The 19,530-nt window shown below is 72.3% G+C and carries 16 protein-coding genes and 1 pseudogene; 8 read left to right on the top strand and 9 right to left on the bottom strand.

Going from position 1 to position 19,530, the window contains the following annotated elements; translation table 11 throughout:
- Nucleotides 1–2: 2 nt before the first annotated feature.
- The gene (locus ABT342_RS09325) at nucleotides 3–1,373 is read right to left on the bottom strand and encodes an aldehyde dehydrogenase family protein (RefSeq protein WP_502965497.1); all 1,371 of its coding nucleotides are present in this window, start codon (nucleotides 1,371–1,373) and stop codon (nucleotides 3–5) included.
- Nucleotides 1,374–1,381: 8 nt separating this feature from the next.
- Complete coding sequence (locus ABT342_RS09330; protein WP_351569366.1) at nucleotides 1,382–2,746, bottom strand: glutamine synthetase family protein; 1,365 nt, start codon at nucleotides 2,744–2,746, stop codon at nucleotides 1,382–1,384.
- Between the two features lie 78 nt (nucleotides 2,747–2,824).
- Here ABT342_RS09330 and ABT342_RS09335 point away from each other — a divergent pair, with 78 nt between their 5' ends.
- The 3 genes from ABT342_RS09335 to ABT342_RS09345 all read left to right on the top strand — a co-directional run bounded on the left by ABT342_RS09335 (nucleotide 2,825) and on the right by ABT342_RS09345 (nucleotide 5,930).
- The gene (locus ABT342_RS09335) at nucleotides 2,825–3,577 is read left to right on the top strand and encodes a FadR/GntR family transcriptional regulator (protein ID WP_351569369.1); all 753 of its coding nucleotides are present in this window, start codon (nucleotides 2,825–2,827) and stop codon (nucleotides 3,575–3,577) included.
- A 186-nt stretch (nucleotides 3,578–3,763) separates the two neighbouring features.
- Nucleotides 3,764–5,212, top strand: a complete 1,449-nt coding sequence (eat, locus tag ABT342_RS09340; protein ID WP_351569372.1) for an ethanolamine permease — start codon at nucleotides 3,764–3,766, stop codon at nucleotides 5,210–5,212.
- A 28-nt stretch (nucleotides 5,213–5,240) separates the two neighbouring features.
- Complete coding sequence (locus ABT342_RS09345) at nucleotides 5,241–5,930, top strand: gamma-glutamyl-gamma-aminobutyrate hydrolase family protein (protein WP_351569375.1); 690 nt, start codon at nucleotides 5,241–5,243, stop codon at nucleotides 5,928–5,930.
- A gap of 125 nt (nucleotides 5,931–6,055) precedes the next feature.
- Here ABT342_RS09345 and ABT342_RS09350 read toward each other — a convergent pair whose 3' ends face one another.
- Entirely contained in the window at nucleotides 6,056–7,930 is a 1,875-nt protein-coding gene (locus ABT342_RS09350) for an amidohydrolase (RefSeq protein ID WP_351569378.1), read from the bottom strand.
- A 104-nt stretch (nucleotides 7,931–8,034) separates the two neighbouring features.
- Between ABT342_RS09350 and ABT342_RS09355 the strand changes: the two genes are divergently transcribed.
- Nucleotides 8,035–9,054: a LacI family DNA-binding transcriptional regulator gene (locus ABT342_RS09355; RefSeq protein WP_351569381.1), complete on the top strand. Its 1,020-nt coding sequence runs from the start codon at nucleotides 8,035–8,037 to the stop codon at nucleotides 9,052–9,054.
- Nucleotides 9,055–9,142: 88 nt separating this feature from the next.
- On the opposite strand, the gene ABT342_RS09360 is transcribed toward ABT342_RS09355, so the two are convergent.
- On the bottom strand, nucleotides 9,143–9,409 hold the full coding sequence (locus ABT342_RS09360; RefSeq protein WP_351569383.1) for a hypothetical protein: 267 nt from the start codon (nucleotides 9,407–9,409) through the stop codon (nucleotides 9,143–9,145).
- Between ABT342_RS09360 and ABT342_RS09365 the strand changes: the two are divergent.
- A pseudogene (locus ABT342_RS09365) lies at nucleotides 9,330–9,623 on the top strand (winged helix-turn-helix domain-containing protein); the annotation flags it as partial. The gene ABT342_RS09360 and the pseudogene ABT342_RS09365 overlap by 80 nt on opposite strands.
- Nucleotides 9,624–9,912: 289 nt before the next feature.
- Here the strand turns inward: ABT342_RS09365 and ABT342_RS09370 are convergent.
- The gene (locus ABT342_RS09370) at nucleotides 9,913–10,839 is read right to left on the bottom strand and encodes a LysR family transcriptional regulator (protein ID WP_351569385.1); all 927 of its coding nucleotides are present in this window, start codon (nucleotides 10,837–10,839) and stop codon (nucleotides 9,913–9,915) included.
- A 70-nt stretch (nucleotides 10,840–10,909) separates the two neighbouring features.
- Between ABT342_RS09370 and ABT342_RS09375 the strand changes: the two genes are divergently transcribed.
- Nucleotides 10,910–12,010: a TDT family transporter gene (locus ABT342_RS09375; protein ID WP_351569388.1), complete on the top strand. Its 1,101-nt coding sequence runs from the start codon at nucleotides 10,910–10,912 to the stop codon at nucleotides 12,008–12,010.
- On the opposite strand, the gene ABT342_RS09380 is transcribed toward ABT342_RS09375, so the two are convergent.
- The 4 genes from ABT342_RS09380 to ABT342_RS09395 form a co-directional block, all read right to left on the bottom strand.
- Nucleotides 11,949–12,653: a helical backbone metal receptor gene (locus ABT342_RS09380; RefSeq protein ID WP_351569391.1), complete on the bottom strand. Its 705-nt coding sequence runs from the start codon at nucleotides 12,651–12,653 to the stop codon at nucleotides 11,949–11,951. The two genes, ABT342_RS09375 and ABT342_RS09380, sit on opposite strands and share 62 nt — an antisense overlap.
- A gap of 200 nt (nucleotides 12,654–12,853) precedes the next feature.
- On the bottom strand, nucleotides 12,854–13,405 hold the full coding sequence (locus ABT342_RS09385; RefSeq protein ID WP_351569394.1) for a helix-turn-helix domain-containing protein: 552 nt from the start codon (nucleotides 13,403–13,405) through the stop codon (nucleotides 12,854–12,856).
- 146 nt (nucleotides 13,406–13,551) lie between these two features.
- Nucleotides 13,552–16,173 (bottom strand): ABC transporter permease/substrate binding protein, encoded by a 2,622-nt coding sequence (locus ABT342_RS09390; RefSeq protein ID WP_351569397.1) that lies wholly within the window; start codon nucleotides 16,171–16,173, stop codon nucleotides 13,552–13,554.
- Complete coding sequence (locus ABT342_RS09395) at nucleotides 16,166–17,350, bottom strand: quaternary amine ABC transporter ATP-binding protein (protein ID WP_351569400.1); 1,185 nt, start codon at nucleotides 17,348–17,350, stop codon at nucleotides 16,166–16,168. The genes ABT342_RS09390 and ABT342_RS09395 overlap by 8 nt, the downstream gene beginning before the upstream one ends.
- 319 nt (nucleotides 17,351–17,669) lie before the next feature.
- Here ABT342_RS09395 and ABT342_RS09400 point away from each other — a divergent pair, with 319 nt between their 5' ends.
- The gene (locus tag ABT342_RS09400; protein ID WP_351569648.1) at nucleotides 17,670–18,584 is read left to right on the top strand and encodes a 5'-3' exonuclease; all 915 of its coding nucleotides are present in this window, start codon (nucleotides 17,670–17,672) and stop codon (nucleotides 18,582–18,584) included.
- Nucleotides 18,585–18,628: 44 nt separating this feature from the next.
- On the top strand, nucleotides 18,629–19,471 hold the full coding sequence (locus ABT342_RS09405) for a siderophore-interacting protein (protein ID WP_351569403.1): 843 nt from the start codon (nucleotides 18,629–18,631) through the stop codon (nucleotides 19,469–19,471).
- The last annotated feature ends 59 nt before the right edge of the window (nucleotides 19,472–19,530 follow it).

Raw genomic sequence — 19,530 nt, forward strand, 5'->3', positions numbered from 1 at the left:
GCTCAGGCCTCCGTGCTTTCGGTGCTGATGAAGACGTTCTTGGTTTCGGTGAAGGCGGTCAGGGCGTCGGGGCCGAGTTCGCGGCCGAGGCCGGACTGCTTGTAGCCGCCGAACGGGGTCCAGTAGCGGACGCTGGAGTGGGAGTTGACGGACAGATTGCCCGCGGCGACGGCTCCGGACACCCGCAGGGCGCGGCCGACGTCCCGGGTCCAGATCGAGCCGGACAGGCCGTAGTCCGTCGCGTTGGCCAGCCGTACCGCGTCGGCCTCGTCGTCGAAGGGGACGACGACGGCGACGGGGCCGAAGACCTCCTCGACGGCGGCCGGGGCGTCGGCCGCGAGCCCGGTGAGGACGGTCGGCGGGAACCAGAAGCCGGGGCCGGTGGGGGCGGTGCCGCGGATTCCGGGCGCGTCGTCGGGGACGTACGCACGCACCCGTTCCAGTTGGGTCTTGGAGATCAGCGGGCCCATCTGGGTCTTCTCGTCGGCCGGGTCGCCGACGACGACGGACCGGACCGCCGGTCCCAGCAGTTCCAGGAAGCGGTCGTAGACGGAGGACTGGACGAGAATGCGGGTGCGGGCGCAGCAGTCCTGGCCGCTGTTGTCGAGGAACGACATGGGGGCGCTCAGGGCGGCGGCCTCGACGTCGGCGTCGGCGAAGACGATGTTGGGGCTCTTGCCGCCGAGTTCGAGGGTCACGCGCTTCACGCGGTCGGCGCACAGCGACATGATCCGCTTGCCGACCCGGGTGGAGCCGGTGAAGACGATCTTCGCGACCCCGGGGTGGCGCACGAGGGCGTCGCCCGCGACGTCGCCCCGGCCGGGCAGCACCTGGAACAGGCCTTCCGGGAGGCCGGCCGCGAGGGCCAGTTCGGCGAGCCGGAGGGCGGTCAGCGGGGTCGTCTCGGCCGGCTTGAGGATCACGGCGTTGCCCGCGGCGAGCGCCGGGGCGGTGCCCCAGGCGGCGATGGGCATCGGGAAGTTCCACGGCGCGATGACGCCGACGACGCCGAGCGGTTCGAGGAGGGTGATGTCGAGGCCGCCGGGCACGGGGATCTGGCGGCCGTTCAGCCGTTCCACTCCCCCGGCCGCGTAGTCGAGCAGATCGCGGACGTTGCCCGCCTCCCAGCGGGCGTTGCCGATGGTGTGCCCGGCTTCGCGGACCTCCAGCCGGGCCAGCTCCTCGATGTGCTCGTCGACGGTGGCGGCGAAGCGGCGCAGCAGCCGGGCGCGGTCTGCGGGGGCGGCGGCCGCCCAGGCGCGCCCGGCATGCGTGGCCCGTACGACAGCGGCGTCCACGTCCTCGGCGGTGGCCCCGGGGACGGTCGCGACGACCTCCTCGGTGGCCGGGTTGAGTACTTCGAGCTCGTCCAACACGTTCCTCACAGGCGTTCGAAGGAGCGGCGCAGCTCCCAGTCGGTCACCGCGGCGTCGAAGGCGTCGAGCTCGACGCGCGCCATGTTGCGGTAGTGGGCGACGACCTCGTCGCCGAAGGCGGCCTTGGCGATGGGGCTGTTCTCCCAGAGTTCGGCGGCCTCGCGAAGGGTGGTCGGGACGTGGGCGTAGTCGGCGGTGTACGCGTTCCCGGTGCAGACGTCGGGGAGTTCCAGCTGCTGCTCGATTCCGTACAGGCCCGCGGCGACCATGCCGGAGACGGCGAGGTGGGGGTTGACGTCGCCGCCGGGGAGACGGTTCTCGAAGCGCATCGAGCGGCCGTGGCCGACGACGCGCAGCGCGCAGGTGCGGTTGTCGTGGCCCCAGGCGACGGCGGTGGGGGCGAACGAGCCGGGCTGGAAGCGCTTGTAGGAGTTGATGTGCGGGGCGTAGAGGAGGGAGAAGTCGCGCAGTGCCGCGAGCTGTCCGGCGAGGAACTGGCGCATGACGGGGGACATTCCGCCAGGGCCTTCACCTGCCATGACGTTACGGCCGTCGGCGTCCTGGAGGCTGAGGTGGATGTGGCAGGAGTTGCCTTCGCGCTCGTTGTACTTCGCCATGAAGGTCAGCGAGACGCCCTCCTGGGCCGCGATCTCCTTGGCGCCCGTCTTGTAGACGGCGTGCTGGTCGCAGGTGACGAGGGCTTCGTCGTACTTGAACGCGATCTCGTGCTGGCCGGGGTTGCACTCGCCCTTGGCGGATTCGACGGTGAGTCCGGCGGCGGCCATCTCGTTGCGGATACGGCGCAGCAGTGGCTCGATGCGGCCGGTGCCGAGCACGGAGTAGTCGATGTTGTACTGGTTGGCCGGGGTCAGGTCCCGGTAGTTCGCGTCCCAGGCCTGCTCGTAGGTGTCCTTGAAGACGATGAACTCCAGCTCGGTTCCGACGTGCGCGGTGAATCCGTGCTCGGCGAGGCGCTCCAGCTGGCGGCGCAGGATCTGGCGGGGGGCGGCGACGACGGGCGAGCCGTCGTTCCACGCGAGGTCGGCGACGAGCAGCGCCGTGCCCTCGTTCCAGGGGACGCGGCGGAGTGTGCCGAGGTCGGGGTGCATGGCGAAGTCGCCGTAGCCCCGGTCCCACGAGGACATCTCGTAGCCGTCCACCGTGTTCATCTCGGTGTCGACGGCCAGGAGGTAGTTGCAGCCCTCGGTGCCGTGCTCCAGTACCTCGTCGAGGAAGAACGGCGCGGCGAACCGCTTGCCCTGGAGGCGTCCCTGCATGTCGGGGAAGGCCAGGACGACTGTGTCGATCTCACCGCTCGCGACGAGGCCTTTCAGCGCCTCGACGGTGAGCGGGGGTGTTCGGTCTGCCACGGGGTCGGTCCTCCTTGGATCAGCCGGGAGCCATAAGGTATTGCTGAAGACCATTGATTGGGAAGGGGGAACCGCGAGGTGACGGAGAAGAGCGGTTCGGCGGACGGTTCGGCGACGGACCGGCTGACACCGGTGCTGCGGCCCGTGCGCGCGGGCAACGGCTTCGAGGAGGCCCTGGAACAGATCCTCCAGGTGGTGCGGCTCGGCCTGGTGCCGGGCGGGGAGCGGCTGCCCGCCGAGCGCGAGCTGGCGGACCGGATGGGGATCAGCCGCGTCACCCTCCGCGAGGTCCTGAAGGTCCTCCAGGAGGAGGGGCTGGTGGAGAGCCGGCGGGGCCGGTACGGCGGAACGTTTGTCCGGAAGCGGCCGCAGACCTCCGGCACCTCCGGCGAGGACGAACTGCGCCGGCGTGTCGCGTCCGTGGACGTCGAGGACACGCTGCGCTTCCGCGAGGTGCTGGAGGTGGGCGCGGCGGGGCTGTGCGCGGCGCACGGGCTCACCGACGAGGGCGCCGAGCGGCTGCGCGGGGCGCTGGCGGCGACGCACGACGCGCCGCTCGCCGACTACCGGCGACGGGACACGCTGCTGCATCTCACGCTCGCCGAGCTGTCCGGGTCGCCGACGCTGACCGCCCAGTACGCCGCCGTACGGGCGACCGTGAACGATCTGCTGGACTGCATTCCGCTGCTCGTGCGCAACCTGGAGCACTCCCAGCGGCAGCACACCGCGCTGGTGGAGGCGGTGCTGGACGGGGACGCGGACGCGGCGCGCGAGGTGATGCGCGAGCACTGTGCGGGGACTGCCGCGCTGCTGCGGGGGTTCCTCACCTGACCCCGGGCCTGACGCGGGGGTTCCTCACCTGACCCCGGGCCTGACGCGGGAGTTCCTCACCTGACCCCGGACCGGACGCGCGGGTCCGCGTAACCCGAAAGTAACGCAGGGGTCTTGCGCTGCCCCCGCACCCACCGCAAAGGTATGGCTCCATTCCATTGGCCCCTACGCGGGAGCTCTGCTGGCATGACTGTGGAAGAAACCACCGGGAGCACCGGGAGCAAGACACCACCGCCGGACGACTACCTGGAGCGCCGGACCCTGCGGCGCGGCAGCGCGGGCTGGTTGCTGCTCACGGGGCTCGGCGTCGCGTACGTCGTCTCCGGGGACTTCTCCGGCTGGAACATCGGCCTGTCCAAGGGCGGCTTCGGCGGGCTCGCCGCCGCGACCGTGCTGATGGGGGTGATGTACGCGTGCCTCGTGTTCGCCCTCGCCGAGCTCTCCGCCATCCTGCCGACGGCGGGCGGCGGTTACGGCTTCGCGCGCCGGGCGCTCGGCACCTGGGGCGGCTTCCTCACGGGTACGGCGATCCTGATCGAGTACATCCTCGCGCCCGCCGCCATCTCGATCTTCATCGGTGACTACGTCGAATCCCTGGGGCTGTTCGGGCTCACGTCCGGGTGGCCGGTGTACCTCGCCTGCTTCGTGATCTTCATCGGCATCCATCTGTGGGGTGTCGGGGAGGCGCTGCGGTTCAGCCTGGTGGTGACGGCGATCGCGGTCGCGGCTCTGCTGATCTTCGCGCTGGGTGCGCTGAGCGACTTCCAGGTCGCCGGGCTCGACGACATCCCGGTCGACACGGGCGCGGTCGGCTCCAGCTCCTGGCTGCCGTTCGGGCTGCTCGGGATCTGGGCGGCGTTCCCCTTCGGTATGTGGTTCTTCCTCGGGGTCGAGGGGGTGCCGCTGGCCGCGGAGGAGGCCAAGGACCCGGTCAGGTCCATGCCGAAGGCGCTGGCGCTCTCCATGACCATCCTCGTTTTCCTGGCCGTGATCACCTTCTTCGCCTCCACCGGGGCGCGCGGTTCGGCCGCGATCCAGGAGGCGGGCAACCCGCTGGTGGTCGCGCTACAGGGGGACGGCGACCCGACCGCGCTGAGCCGCTTCGTCAACTACGCGGGGCTGGCGGGGCTCGTGGCGTCGTTCTTCTCGCTCATCTACGCCGGTTCACGGCAGCTGTTCGCCCTGTCGAGGGCGGGGTACCTGCCGCGCTATCTGTCGCTGACCAGCCGTCGCAAGTCCCCCTATCTGGGGCTGCTGATCCCGGGGGCGATCGGCTTCGCGCTGGCGGCCTGGACCGGGGACGGGGCGCGGATGCTGAACATGGCGGTGTTCGGCGCGACGATCTCGTACGCCCTGATGGCGCTGTCGCACATCGTGCTGCGGCGGCGGGAGCCGGAGCTGCCCCGTCCGTACCGCACGCCGGGCGGTGTGGTGACGTCGTCGATCGCGTTCGTGCTCGCGCTGTCGGCGCTGGTGGCGACGTTCCTGGTGGACAAGGACGCGGCGTTCATCGCGCTGGCCGTCTACGGCGTCGCCCTCGCGTACTTCGCCTTCTACAGTCGGCACCATCTGGTGGCGAAGGCTCCCGAGGAGGAGTTCGCGGCACTGGCCGCGGCCGAGGCGGAACTCAAGTGAGTGGAACTCACGTGACCGGAGGCATGCAGTGACCCAGCCGCTCATCGGCGTCAGCACGTATCTGGAGGACCGGGCCGCCTGGGGCGTCTGGGAGCTCCCCGCGGCCCTGCTCCCGGCGGGCTATCCACGCCTCGTCCAGGCGGCGGGAGGCATCGCCGCGATGCTCCCGCCGGACGCCCCCGGGCAGGCCGCGGCCGTGGTGGCCCGGCTGGACGGGCTGGTGGTGGCGGGCGGCCCGGACGTCGAGCCCGTACGGTACGGGGCCGAGCCCGACCCGCGCACCGGCCCGCCCGCGCGGGAGCGGGACGCGTGGGAACTCGCCCTGATCGATGCGGCGTTGGCGTCGGGTACGCCGTTGCTGGGCATCTGCCGGGGGATGCAGCTGCTGAACGTCGCGCTGGGCGGGACGCTCGTGCAGCACATGGAGGGCCACACGGAGGCGGTCGGCGTCTTCGGCAGCCATCCGGTGGCCCCGGTGGCGGGGACGCGGTACGCGTCACTGGTCCCCGAGCCGTCCTCGGTGCCGACGTACCACCACCAGGCGGTGGACCGCCTGGGCGAGGGCCTCGTCGTCTCGGCCCACGCGGAGGACGGCACGGTGGAGGCCGTCGAGCTTCCCGGCCCGGCCTGGGTCCTGGGCGTCCAGTGGCACCCGGAGATGGCGGACGACACCCGGGTGATGGGCGGGCTGGTACGGGCGGCGTCCGACAGGAGCTAGGGGGTGTCCCGGTGGATCAGCCCGGCAAGATCCACAAGGCACCCCTGGGGAGGTGTCCCGGTGGACCGGGCGAGGCCGGCCTGACCCGCGGGACACCCCTGAGCGCCTGACCCGCCGGACACCCCCTAGCCCGTGCAGCCGCACACGCGGTGGCGGCTTCCGTGGCGCGTCACGGCGGCGGTGGCGGGGGCCGCCGTGCGGCGTGGCGCGGGGGCGGTGGTCGCGTCGTACGCCGGCTTGCCGCCGATCAGGGTGAGGCGGACCGTGCTGTCGCTGATCTCCCGTACCGGGACGCGGGAGATGTCGCGGTCGAGGAGGACCAGGTCGGCCGCCTTGCCGGGGGCGAGCGTGCCGGTCAGGTGGTCCAGGCGCAGTTGGCGGGCGGCGCCCGCGGTGTGCATGTGCAGGGAGGACGCGCGGCTGAGGCCCTCCCGTTCCGGGTAGAGGGCGCCCTGCCCGGCGACCGCTCCCTCCCGGTCGATCGCGGTACGGAGCTGATTGAAGGTGCTCAGCGGGTCCACCGGCCAGTCCGAGCCGCCCGCGAGGGCGGCGCCGTGGCGCTGGAGGCTGCGCGCCGGGTAGAGGAGCCGGTGGCGCCGGGGGCCGATGTACGGCAGGAGCGCCTCCATCGTCCAGATGTCGCGCATCGCCCACTGGAGCTGCATACAGGCCACCACCCCGAGCCGCGCGAAGCGCCGGAAGTCCGCGGGGTCGACGAGCTGGAGGTGGGCGATCGTGTGGCGGTTGCCGCGGCGGCCGTTGGCGAGCAGCGCCGTCTCGTAGCCGTCGAGGGCCGTGCGCACCGCGCGGTCGCCGATGGCGTGGGCGTGCAGCTGCCAGCCGGCCCGGTCGAGGACGGTCGCCAGAGCGCCGTAGTCCGTGGCGGAGACGTGCAGGTCGCCGCGGTTGTCGGTCGGCCGCCCGTGCTCGTCCAGATACGGCGTGAGGAGCGCCGCGGTCTGCGCCGGGTACTCGATCACGCCGTCCAGGAAGACCTTGACCGTGCCGAAGTGCAGGCCCGGGACCTGCCCGTACCGCTCACGCAGTCCGCGTGCGTACGCGAGTGCCGCGGCCGGGTCCTTGGCGAGGTCGGCGCCGATGCGCAGCGCGGGCACGACGCGCTGCGGGAGCCGTCCCGTGCGGGCGAGCTCGGTGTAGACGCCGAGGTCGGCGGCCTCGGTCGCGGCGTCGAGGAACGTGGTGATTCCCTGTGCGGCCGCGTCGGTGAGGACGCGGGCGCACGCGGCCAGGAGCTGCTCCTCGGTGGGCTGGGGGATGTGACGGGTGATCAGTGACTGGGCGTCGTCCTTCAGCACGCCGGTGGGCGAGCCGTCGGCGTCGTGGACGATCTCGCCGCCCGGCGGGTCGGGGGTCGCGGCCGTGATGCCCGCCAGGTCGAGGGCGCGCCGGTTGGCCCAGAGGTTGTGGCCGTCGGCGCCGACGAGGGCGATCGGGCGACGCGTCGGCAGGGCGTCGAGGATGCGGTGGTGCGGCCCGGTGCCCGTGGGCAGCAGTCCGATCGGGTTCCAGTCCTCCACGACGAGCCAGCCGTCCGGCTCCTGGCCCGCACTGTCGGCGAGGAAACCGCGCAGCGTCTCCTGGAGCTCCGCGACCGTGTGTGACGCTCCGTCGAGGGAAGGGCGCAGGGAGCGGGAGCCGGCCCCGAGGGGGTGGGCGTGTCCGTCGTGTATGCCGCTCATGACGGTCGCTCCCCCGGCGTCGATGACGTCGGTGTCCCGTCCGATGAAGCGGCGCAGCGCTGCCGAGCTGCCGGTGGCGAGGACGGTGCCGTCGCGGCCGACGGCGATGGCCTCGCGGGGTGCTGTCCGGTGTTCGCCGGTCAGTACGCGGGCGTGGTGGATGACGAGAGCGGCCGAGCGGCGCCTGGCCGGGGCGGCGGTGGCGGCTGCGGCCGTGGCGGCGGGTGCGGCGAGGGCTCCGGCGACGCCGAGCGCGCCGGCCGAGGCGATGAGGCGGCGCCGGGAGAGGTCTGCGTTCATGGCAGTGACCCTGGGTGATTACGCCCTTAACCACCAGCCATCCCTGACGGCGGATTTCGTCGGCGGACTCGTTCGGTCGCGACGGATTCCGTACGCTGTCGGGCGTGTCCCGTGTGACCATCGCCGATATCGCCCGCGCCGCCGAGGTGTCCACCGCCACGGTCTCCAACGCGCTGAGCGGCCGGGGCCGGCTGTCCGAGGCGACCCGGACCCGCGTACGGGCCGTCGCGGCGGCGCTCGACTACGCGGGCGCGTCCGCGGCGCCGCGCACGCTCGGCCTCGCGGTCACCACGTACGGCCCGTTCGACTGGAACTTCGCGTCGGTGCCGTACTTCGCCCGGGCCATCAGTGCCGCGACGGCAGCCGCGCACGCCCGTGGCTACGCCCTGATCGCGCTGCCCGCGGCGGCGCGGGAGCCGCTGTGGCGTTCGGTGCCGGTGGCCGGTGTCGTCGTACTGGACAGTCCACCCGATGATCCCGTCGTCGGGCTGTTGCGCGAGCGCGGTCTGCCGCTGGTCTTCGACGGCCGGCCCGTCGAACTGCGGCGGCGCGAGTCATGGGTCGACAACGACCACGCCGCGACGACCCGCGAGGTACTCGGGCATCTCGCGGCGCGCGGTGCCGAGCGGATCGCGCTGATGGCGGGCCCCGGCGAGGAGCACTACACCCTCGCCTGCACGTCCGCCTACCGGGCGTGGTGCGCCGAGCGGGCGGTGCGACCCGTGATCGTGCCGCTGGACTTCGACGACGCCGACGGCCGGATGCTGGATCCGCTGCTGTCGGGCGCGGGCCGCCCGGACGCGGTCCACGGCCTCTACGACCCGTGCGGCCACCAGCTCCTGGCCGCGGCGGCCCGGCTCGGCCTGCGGGTACCGGACGATCTGCTGCTGGTCTGCGCCAGCGAGGACCCCGGCTACGCCCGTACGGCCCCGCCGGTCTCGACGGTGTCGCTGGTCCCGGAGCTGACGACCGCCGCAGCCGTCGGGAAACTGGTGGACCTGATCGAGACCCCCGAAAGCCTCGCGGACCCGTCCGTCGTCCCCGCCAGGCTGGAGGTCCGCGCGTCGTCCGGCGGCGTGGCCCGTGGCCTCACGACGGGGGCGGTTCGGGTTCGGGGGGAGTGACGGTCGGGGTCGCCGAGTGCCACGTCGCCGCGTTCCGGCAGCCCACGGTCACGGCGCGGGAGCTCGCGGGCTCCCGCGCCGTCAGGAGTCACCTCCAGTCCACCGGTTGCCCGGCCCGTGCATCGCTCTGCGGCAGGCGCTTCAGAGCGAGCCCCAGAAGCAGCACCGCGTACGCGCACAGCACGGCGATCCCGGCCCACCACGGAAGCGGGAAGTATCCGGTGGAGGGCGCGTAGTGTGCGACGACCTGCGGGGGTTCGACGAGGGTCTGCTGGCTGCGCGCCGCCGGCCTCGAACTCGACCCGGTACGCCGGACCGCCGTCCGCGACGGCCGCCCGCTGGAGCTGTCCGTCAAGGAGTTCGCCGTCCTGGAGGCGCTGCTGCGCGCCAGTCCGGGCTTCCTGAGCGCCGAGGACCTCCTGGAACAGGTGTGGGACGAGAACGCCGACCCGTTCACCAACACGGTGACCGTCACCGTCGGCCGGTTGCGCCGCACGCTGGGCGGCCCGCCGGTGATCACGACGACGCCCGGGGTGGGCTATCGCATCGCCGACGCTCCGACCGTCTGACTCATCCCGACGTTCCCCGGGCCGGCGACAGCGGTCTCTCGCCGGGCCGACCGGACAGGGGCCATGGGGCCCGGCCCCGCCGACTCCCCCCGGAGATTCACCCCGACGCCCCCCGCGACAGCAGATCACGCGCCGGGCCGGCCGGACACGGGCCGTGGGGCCCGGCCCCGCCGACTCCCCCCGGAGATTCACCCCGACGCCCCCCGCGACAGCAGGTCACGCGCCGGGCCCGCCGCACACGGGGGCCATGGGGCCCGGCCCCGCCGACCTCCCGGTCCCCCCTGAACCCTCACCCAGGCCTCCTCCGCGTCAGCGACAGCAGGTCGCGCGCCGGGCCCGCCGGGCGGGGGCCGTGGGGCCAGACCGCGCGGAGGTCGCGGTGGAGGGCGACGCCCTCGACCGGGACGCGGACGAGGCGGCGCGCGGAGAGTTCGTCCGCGATCGCCAGTTCGCTGAGGACCGCCGGTCCGGCGCCGCTGACCGCCGCGGACTTCACCGCCGTGGTGGAGGCGAGTTCGAGCAGCGGCTCCGCGAGGCCCCCGTACGCGGCGAGCGCGGAGTCGAGGACCTGCCGCGTGCCCGAGCCGCGCTCGCGCAGGATCAGCGGGGTCGCGGCCAGCTCCGCCGGGGCCGGGGCCGAGCGGCGGCGGGCCCACGGGTGGGTCGGGGCCGCGACGACGGCCAGCCGGTCGCGGGCGATGACCGTCCCGTCCAGGCCGTCCGGCACCGCGAGGCCCTCCACGAAGCCGAGGTCGGCCTCACCGGCGAGCAGCCGCTGCGCCACGGCGGCGGAGTTCCCGGCGAACAGCGAGACGGCGGTGCCGGGGCGCGCCGCGCGCAGCGCGATCAGCCAGCCCGGCAGCAGGTACTCGGCGATGGTCATCGACGCCGCCACCCGCAGCCGCAGGTCGCGCTGGTCGCGCAGTGCCTGCGCGCCCGCGTCGAAGGCCTCGGCCGCCTCCACGATCCGCCCCGCCCAGTCGGTGACGAGCGCGCCCGCGTCGGTGAGCCGGGAGCCGCGCGGTGAGCGGTCGAGCAGGGCGACGCCGAGCTGCCGTTCCATGGAGCGGATACGGCTGCTCGCGGCCGGCTGCGTGATGCCCAGCTCTCGCGCCGCCCGCCCGAGGCTGCCGTGCCGGGCGACGGCCAGCAGCAGTTCCAGTGCGCCGAGGTCGGGCACGCGCCCCGCCAGCGGACGCCGTTGCTCTTCACTCATAAAGCCAGCTTATGTGGGCATAGGGCAGAAGGCCCTGGTGGGAGGGGGCGCGGGCGGCGAGAGTGGCTTCATGATCGTCCCCGCACTCCGCCATGTCGGCCCGAACTGGTACGCCACCGTCATGGGCACCGCCATCGTGGCCAACGCCGGTACGGCCCTCCCGGCGCAGTCCCCGGAGCTGCGCACGGCGTGCACGGCCGTGTGGGCGCTGTCCCTACTGATGCTGGCGGCCGTGCTGACGGCACGGGCGGGGCACTGGATCCACCACCGCGACCAGGCCCGCGCCGATCTCCTCGACCCGACGGTCGCCCCGTTCTACGGCTGTCTGTCCATGGCGCTGACCTCGGTCGCCGCCGGCACCCTCACGTTCGGCGGCGAGGTGATCGGCGCGCGGGCGGCCACCGCCACGGGGGCCGCCCTGTTCGCCGCCGGGGCCACCATCGGACTCGTCGCCGCCGTGGCGATCCCGTATCTGATGATCACGCACCACAGGCCGGCCCCCGGCACCGCCTCCCCCGTGTGGCTGCTGCCGGTCGTCGCGCCGATGGTGGCGGCGACGACCGGCCCGCTGCTGATGCCCCATCTGCCCGCCGGGCAGTGGCGGGAGGCGATGCTGCTGGCCTGCTACGCCCTGTTCGGGCTGAGCACGCTCGCGGTGCTGACGGTCCTGCCGCTGCTCTTCTCCCGGCTGGTCCACCACGGCCCGCTGCCGCTCGCCCTCACCCCGACGCTGTTCCTGGTCCTCGGCCCGCTGGGCCAGTCCACGACCGCCGTCGGCAACCTGGCCGACGTGGCGCCACTCGCCCTCCCCGCCCCGTACCCGACCGCCCTCGCCGCGTTCGCGGTGGTCTACGGCGTCCCGGTGATGGGTTTCGCGCTGCTGTGGCTGGCCCTGGCCGGGGCCATGGTGCTGCGCGCGGCCCGCGAGGGGATGCCGTTCGCGATGACGTGGTGGGCGTTCACCTTCCCGGTCGGTACGTGCGTCACGGGGGCGGCCGGGCTCGCCACGCACACCGGCCTGTGGGCCCTGAGCTGGCTCGCGACGGGGCTGTACGGGCTCCTCGTCGCCGCCTGGGCCGTGGCCGGGCTCCGTACGCTGCGCGGGCTGGTCAGCGGAGTGCTGCTCGCAGCGCCGCGGGCGCCGCTGCCAGCGACGGCCCGTACCAGGTGAGCATCCGTCCGTCGACGAGGGCCGCGGGCAGCCCGGGGAACGCCTCCGGCCCGTCGTCCGCGGTGAAGCGGTACGGCTCGTCGGGCAGGACGACGAGGTCGGCGCCCGCCGCGTTCAGTTCGTCCAGCGGGATACGGGGATACCTGTCCGGGTGCGTCGCGTAGACGTTCTCGACGCCGAGGCGGGCCAGCACGTCCCCGGCGAAGGTGTCGCTGCCGAGCACCATCCAGGGCCGCCGCCAGATCGGGACGACCGCGCGCCGTGTCTCGTCCGGTCCGAACGGTCCGACCGCGGACCAGGCGGCCTCCGCGTCGTCGAGCCAGCCCGGCCGGGACAGCCCGCACGCCCGCAGCACACGCTCCAGTTCGGTGAACGCCTGCGGCAGCGTCCGCACCTCGGTGACCAGTACGTCGAGGCCTGCGGCGCGCAGCGCGGCCAGATCGGGGGCCCGGTTCTCCTCCTCGTTGGCGATCACGAGGTCGGGCCGCAGCGCCGCGATCGCGGCGACGTCGGGATTCTTCGTGCCGCCGATCCGGGCGGCGTCGAGCCCGGCGGGACGGGTGCACCAGTCGGTGACACCGACGAGCAGTCCGGGCGCGCCGACGGCGATCGCCTCGGTCAGGGACGGTACGAGGGAGACCACTCTTCTTCTTTTAGCGGCTCGGTTCTCCCCCTGGCCTCCGGCCGGGGGGACCCCCACCGGGGCGCTTATGCGTGCGTCGACGGTCGATCGTGCTCGACCGCTCGTTCCTCGCGGCCTCCGCGCTCCCCCAGCTACCGCTGGGAGGTGCCCCCACTCCCTTTCGACGCCCGCGCGCCCCTTCGGCTCACTCGCCGGGGGCCTCACGGCCCCGCCACCTCGGCGTGGTCGGCGACGGCGACGACGAGGAGCCGGGTACCGGGGAGCGTCGCGCGCCAGCGGTGGCGTACTCCCCCGGACAGATGCAACGTGTCGCCCTTCTCCAGGCGGTACGCACGGCCTTCGGCTTCGACCTCCACGGCGCCCTCGGCCACGTACATCAGCTCGTCGTTGCGGTGCTGGTACTCCCGCCCGGCGTCCTGTTCGCCAGTGACCTCCACTGCGTGCAGCTGGTGGTGGCCGCGCACGAGGGTGCGTACGCTCGGAGCTGTCGAGGGCCCGCCTTCGTCCGCCCGTACGACGTCGACGGTGCGTGCCGAGTCCGCGGCGGAGAGCAGTTCGACGGCGCTGGTCTCCAGGGCGTCGGCGACGCGCTGGAGCGAGCGCATGCTGGGGCGGGCGCGTTCGTTCTCGATCTGGCTGAGGAAGGGCACGGACAGGCCGCTGCGCGCGGCGACGGCGGCGAGCGTGAGGTCCAGGGCCCGGCGCCGTCTGCGGATGGCCGAGCCGACACGGAGTGTTTCCTTGTCGTCCATCACTGCTCCCTCCCTCCTTCCTGTACCTTACGCAGATTCGGGCCGCAGATTCGTACAGTTGTCACAGACGTAACCGGTCAGGGCCCCGCCACGAGAAGTGACGGGGCCCTGACCTGTGGGGGGAGGGAAATAGCTCTACGTGCGCCCTACTGCGGCGCCAGCCGGTCCACGATGCCCGGGTTCTTCTCCATCCAGACCTTCACGGCTTCTTCCTCGTGACCCGTGCCGCGCTTCTGGATCTCGTTCTCCAGGCTGGCGAGCTGGTTCTCGTCGAGCTTGAAGTCCTTGAACCACTTGGTCAGCTGCGGGTACTGCTTCGGGAAGTCCTTGCTGGCGACGGTGTGGATCCGGTCGCCCTCGCCGAACAGCTTCCTGGGGTCCTTCAGCTTGGTCAGGCCGTACTCGTCGTAGGCCCAGTGCGGGGTCCACAGCATGACCGCCACCGGCTCCTTCTTCGCGTACGCGCGCTTCAGCTCGGCGAGCATGCCGGGCGTGGAGCTGTCGACGACCTTGAACTCCTTGTCCAGGCCGTAGCCGGGCAGGACCTTGTTCTTCAGGATGTTCATCGTCTCGGTACCGGGCTCGATGCCGACGATCCGGCCCTTGAACTCGCCCCCGCGTCCCTTGAGGTCGTCGAGGGAGTCGACGCCCTTGACGTACGACGGGACGGCGATCTCCAGGGAGGTGGGCCCGTACCAGGAGCCGATGTCGGTGAGCTGGTCACCGTACTTGTCCCAGTACTTCTTCTGCGTACTGGGCAGCCAGCCGTCGAACTGGACGTCGATCTGGCCGCGGGACAGGGCGGTGTACATGGGGCCGACCTCGAACTGCTTGAGGTTCATCTTGTAGCCGCGCTCCTCGAGGACGGCCTTCCACAGATAGGTGGCGGCGATGTCCTCCTCCCACGGGAACCAGGCGACGTTCAGCGCGCGCTCGCGCTCGTCCTTGCCGTCGGCGGACCTGGCGGCCTCGGCGACCGGGGTCCACTTGTCGGCGAGGCCCGGGTTGTCCTTCAGCCAGGCGCGGACGGCCTCCTGCTCCTTGCCCTTGCCGGTCTGCTGGATCTTCGCCTCAAGACCGGTGAGCTGCTGCTCGGTCATCTTGAAGCTCTTGAGCCACTTGCCGACCTGCGGGTTCTCGGCGGAGAAGCCCTTACGGGCCAGGGTGTGCACGCCGTCGCCCTTGCCCCAGGTGCCCTTGGGGTCCTTGAGCTTCTTCAGGTCGTACGTGCTGTAGGCCCAGTGCGGCGACCACAGGGTCGTGACGACGGGCTCCTTCTTGTCGTACGCGCGCTTCAGCTCGGCCAGCATGCCGGGCGTGGAGCCGTCGACGACCTCGTACTCGCCTTCGAGGCCGTACTCCTTGAGGACCTTGTCCTTGAGGATGCCCATCATTCCGGCGCTCGGCTCGATGCCGATGATGCGGCCCTTGAAGGTGGACGACTTGCCCTTGAGGTCCTCCAGGGAGTCGATGCCCTTCATGTACGAGGGGACGGACAGCTCAAGGGACGTCGGGCCGTACCAGGAGCCCAGGTCCTCGAGGTCGTTCTTGTACTTCGCCCAGTACTGGGCGTGGGTCACGGGCAGCCAGGAGTCGGTCTGGAAGTCGATCTGGCCGCCGGCGAGGCCGGTGTAGAGCGAGCCCGCCTCCAGCTGCTTGGCGTCGACCTCGAAGCCGCGCTGCTCCAGCAGTTCCTTCCAGAGGAAGGTGGAGGCGATGCCCTCGTCCCAGGGGATGTAGCCGATGGAGATCTTCTTGCCCTGGCCGACGTTCGTGGCGTCGGAGGCAGTGGCGGACCTGTCGCCGCCGAAGACGCCCATCGCGCCCGCGACGAGCGAGAGCGCCACGACGCCGGCGACGGCGACGACGGGCTGGGGGCGGTAGTCCCAGATCTTCAGCCCGCCGCTCATGGCCTTCGCCTTGGCGAGGGCGCGGCGGCCGAGCGGCGAGACCTGACGGCCGAGCGCGCCGGTCATCCGGTCCAGGTACATGGCCAGGATGACGATGGAGATGCCCGCCTCGAAGCCGAGACCGATGTCCACGTTGCCGATGGCGCGGTAGACGGCGCCGCCGAGACCGCCGCCGCCGACCATTCCGGCGATGACGACCATCGACAGGCCCAGCATGATGACCTGGTTGATACCGGCCATGATCGTGGGCAGCGCGAGGGGCAGCTGCACGCGGAGGAGGGTGCTGCGCGGGGTCGTGCCGAACGCCTCGGCGGCCTCCACCAGCTCCTTGTCGACCTGGCGGATGCCGAGCTCGGTCATCCGGACGCCGGGCGGCAGGGCGAAGACGATGGTGGCGATGATCCCGGGGACCACTCCGACCCCGAAGAAGATGATGCCGGGGATCAGATAGACCATCGCCGGCATGGTCTGCATGAAGTCCAGGACCGGGCGGGTCACCGCGCTGACGGCCTTGGAGCGGGAGGCCCAGATGCCGAGCGGGACCGCGATCGCGAGGGTGACGATCGTGGCGACGAGGACGAGGGAGAGGGTCGACATGGCGTCGTCCCACAGCTCGATCGAGTCGATCAGGGCGAATCCGGCGAAGGCCAGCCCGCCCGCGAGCAGACCGCGCAGCCACCAGGCGACGACGGCGAGGATGCCGGCGAAGAGCAGCGGCTCGGGCGCCGAGAGCACGGCGCCGATGCCGTCGTACATGCCGGTGACGATCTTGCTGATGGCGTCGAAGAGGAAGGAGAGGTGAGCCTGGAGCCAGTTGACGCCGCTGTCGATCCAGTCACCGAGATGGAGCCTAGGCACGGGCCACCGCCTTGTCGGCGCTGTCGGCCTTCTCAGCCGAGGTGGGGTCCGCGTCGTCCGCGTCGGCCGACGCGTCGGCGGCGGTGGTCTGCTGCGCGGGGATCTCCGGCGTCATGGGCTCGCCGAGGACGGCGAGCAGCCGGGCGCGCGGTACGACACCGATGAGCTCACCCTCGCCGTCGGTGACGGCGACCGCGACGCCGCTGGTGGAGCAGGGCGTGAACAGTTCGATGACCGGGGTCCCGGCACGGACGACGGCGGGCGCCGCCGCGAGTACGTCCTCGGCGGTACGCAGCTCCTTGCCGCTGTCCGTCCTGGTGCCGTACGCGCTCTCCGGCTCGGCCATGATCGCGCCGGCGGTGAGGACGCGCGAGCGGTCGACGTCCTGGGTGAAGGAGGCGACGTAGTCGTTCGCGGGCGTGACGAGGATGTCCTCGGCGGTGCCGAGCTGGACGATCCTGCCGTCCCGCATCACCGCGATCCGGTCACCGAGGCGCATGGCCTCGTTGAGGTCGTGGGTGATGAAGACGATGGTCTTCTTGAGCCGCTTCTGGAGTTCCAGCAGCTGGTCCTGCATATCGCGGCGGATCAGCGGGTCGAGGGCGCTGAAGGACTCGTCCATCAGGAGCAGGTCCGCGTCGGTGGCGAGCGCGCGGGCCAGGCCGACGCGCTGCTGCATACCGCCGGAGAGTTCGTCGGGCCAGGAGTTCTCCCAGCCCGCGAGGCCCGCCAGCTCCAGGGCCTCGGTGGCGCGCTTCTCGCGCTCGGCGCGGGGGACGCCCTGCACCTCGAGGCCGTAGGCGGCGTTCTCCAGCACGCTGCGGTGCGGGAACAGCGCGAAGTGCTGGAAGACCATGCTGATCTTGGTGGAGCGCACGGTACGCAGGTCGCGGGCGCTCAGCGTGGTGAGGTCCTGACCGTCGTAGAGGACGCGTCCGGCGGTCGGCTCCAGGAGTCCGTTGAGCATGCGCAGCAGGGTGGACTTGCCGGAACCGGAGAGACCCATGACGACGAAGATCTGACCGGGCTCGACGGTGAAGGAAGCGTCGATCACCGCTGCGGTCGTTCCGTCGGCACGGAGTTCGTCGCGGCCGGCGCCGCTTTCGAGCTTCCGTACCGCCTCGTCGGGTCGTTTACCGAACACCTTGTAGAGGTGTTCGGCTTGCAGCCTGGACACATAAACCTCACGCGTTGTACCGAGAACGGCCCGCATCCCCCGCCGAGGCGGACCGTGAAGCGGGCGGGTTCGGCCCGCGTCCCCGGGTTTGCGCTGGTCAGAGACACAAGGGGGTCCGCTCCGGGTTCGCGCCTGCCCGGGTCCAGTAGGGGCAAACGGAAAGGTGAGGCAGCTCACGCGGGGTGCCGGTTTCCGCTTCGGGAGACTGCCGGTGGCGTCGGCGGTCGCGGCTTCGAGGGCTGACGGTTGCCGCCTCGGGTGGCTGGTCCATGTCGCTGTCAGTGGGGTGCGGCATGATCTGACTGTGACGCGACGCCTGATGCTCCTCGACACCGCTTCCCTCTACTTCCGCGCCTATTTCGGGGTCCCCGACTCCGTGCGCGCACCCGACGGCACCCCGGTCAACGCGGTGCGCGGGCTGCTCGAGTTCATCACCAGGCTGGTCCAGGACCACCAGCCCGACGAGCTCGTGGCCTGCATGGACGCCGACTGGCGGCCGCAGTGGCGGGTCGATCTGATCCCGACGTACAAGGCGCACCGGGTGGCCGTGGAGACCGAGGCGGGGCTCCCCGACGAGGAGGAGATCCCGGACACGCTGTCGCCGCAGGTGCCGATCATCGAGGAGGTGCTGGACGCGCTGGGCATCGCGCGTGTCGGCGTCGCGGGGTACGAGGCGGACGACGTCATCGGCACGCTCGCCGGACGGGCGGCGGGGCCGGTGGACATCGTCACGGGCGACCGGGATCTGTACCAGCTGGTGGACGACGCGCGGGGTGTGCGCGTGCTGTATCCGCTGAAGGGCGTCGGGATGATGCAGACCACGGACGAGGCCGCGCTGCGGGAGAAGTACGGGGTGGACGGGCCGGGGTACGCCGATCTGGCGCTGCTGCGCGGGGATCCGAGCGACGGACTGCCGGGGGTGCCCGGCATCGGCGAGAAGACGGCGGCCAAGCTGCTGGAGGCGTTCGGGGACCTGGCGGGGATCATGGCCGCCGTCGACGACCCGAAGGCGAAGCTGACCCCGTCACAGCGCAAGCGGCTGGACGAGGCGCGGGACTACGTGGCGGTCGCGCCCAAGGTGGTCCGGGTGGCCGGGGACGTACCGCTGCCGGCCTTCGACCCCGCGCTGCCCACGGAGGCGCGTGATCCGCAGCGGCTGGAGGACCTGGCGGCTCAGTGGGGGCTGGGGCGTGCGGTGCAGCGCTTGCTCGTGGAGCTCAAGGCCCGGGGCTGATAACTTAGGCAAGCCTAAGTATCGGACCGATGAGGGAGACCGCCGTGGCAGACTCGCCCGCCCGCAAGGCACCGCAGGCCCACGAAGCCCGAGTGGTGCGTACGGAGCGGCTCACCCCGCACATGGTGCGCGTCGCCCTCGGCGGGGAGGGGCTCTCGGGGTTCGCGACGGACGGATCCACGGACGCGTACGTGAAGCTGGTCTTTCCGGCGCCCGGGGTGACGTACCCCGAGCCCTTCGACATGGGCCGGATCCGCGAGGAGTTCCCCCGCGAGCAGTGGCCCACCACGCGTACGTACACGGTGCGGGCCTGGGACCCGGCGCACCGCGAGCTCGTCATCGACTTCGTGGTGCACGGGGACGAGGGCCTCGCCGGGCCGTGGGCGGCGCGCGTCCAGCCGGGCGAGACGATTCGGCTGCTGGGCCCCGGCGGGGGTTACGCCCCCGACCCGGCAGCCGACTGGCACCTGCTGGCGGGCGACGAGAGCGCGCTGCCGGCGATCGCGGCGGCCCTGGAGCAGATGCCGACGGGCGCGGTGGTCCACGCGTTCGTGGAGGTGGCCGGGCCCGCGGAGGAGCAGAAGATCACGACGCCGGACGGTGTGACGGTGACCTGGCTGCACCGGGGGGACCGGGCGGTCGGCGAGGCCCTGATCACGGCGGTCCGCGACCTCGCTTTCCCGCCCGGTGACGTCCACGCGTTCGTCCACGGCGAGGCGGGGGCCGTGAAGGACCTCCGCCGCCACCTCCGCCTGGACCGCGGGGTCCCGCTGGCGCGCCTCTCGATCTCGGGCTACTGGCGCCTGGGCAAGTCGGACGAGGCCTGGCGCGCGATCAAGCGCGACTGGAACGCCCAGGTGGAACGCGAACAGGAGCCCCAGGACTAGGCCCCCCGGGCGCGCCCAGGCCCCTCGCGATCCGGGGGTCCCCGGGCGCGCCCCAGTCC

This window comes from Streptomyces sp. NPDC000410, from assembly GCF_040300305.1.
GTDB lineage: Bacteria > Actinomycetota > Actinomycetes > Streptomycetales > Streptomycetaceae > Streptomyces.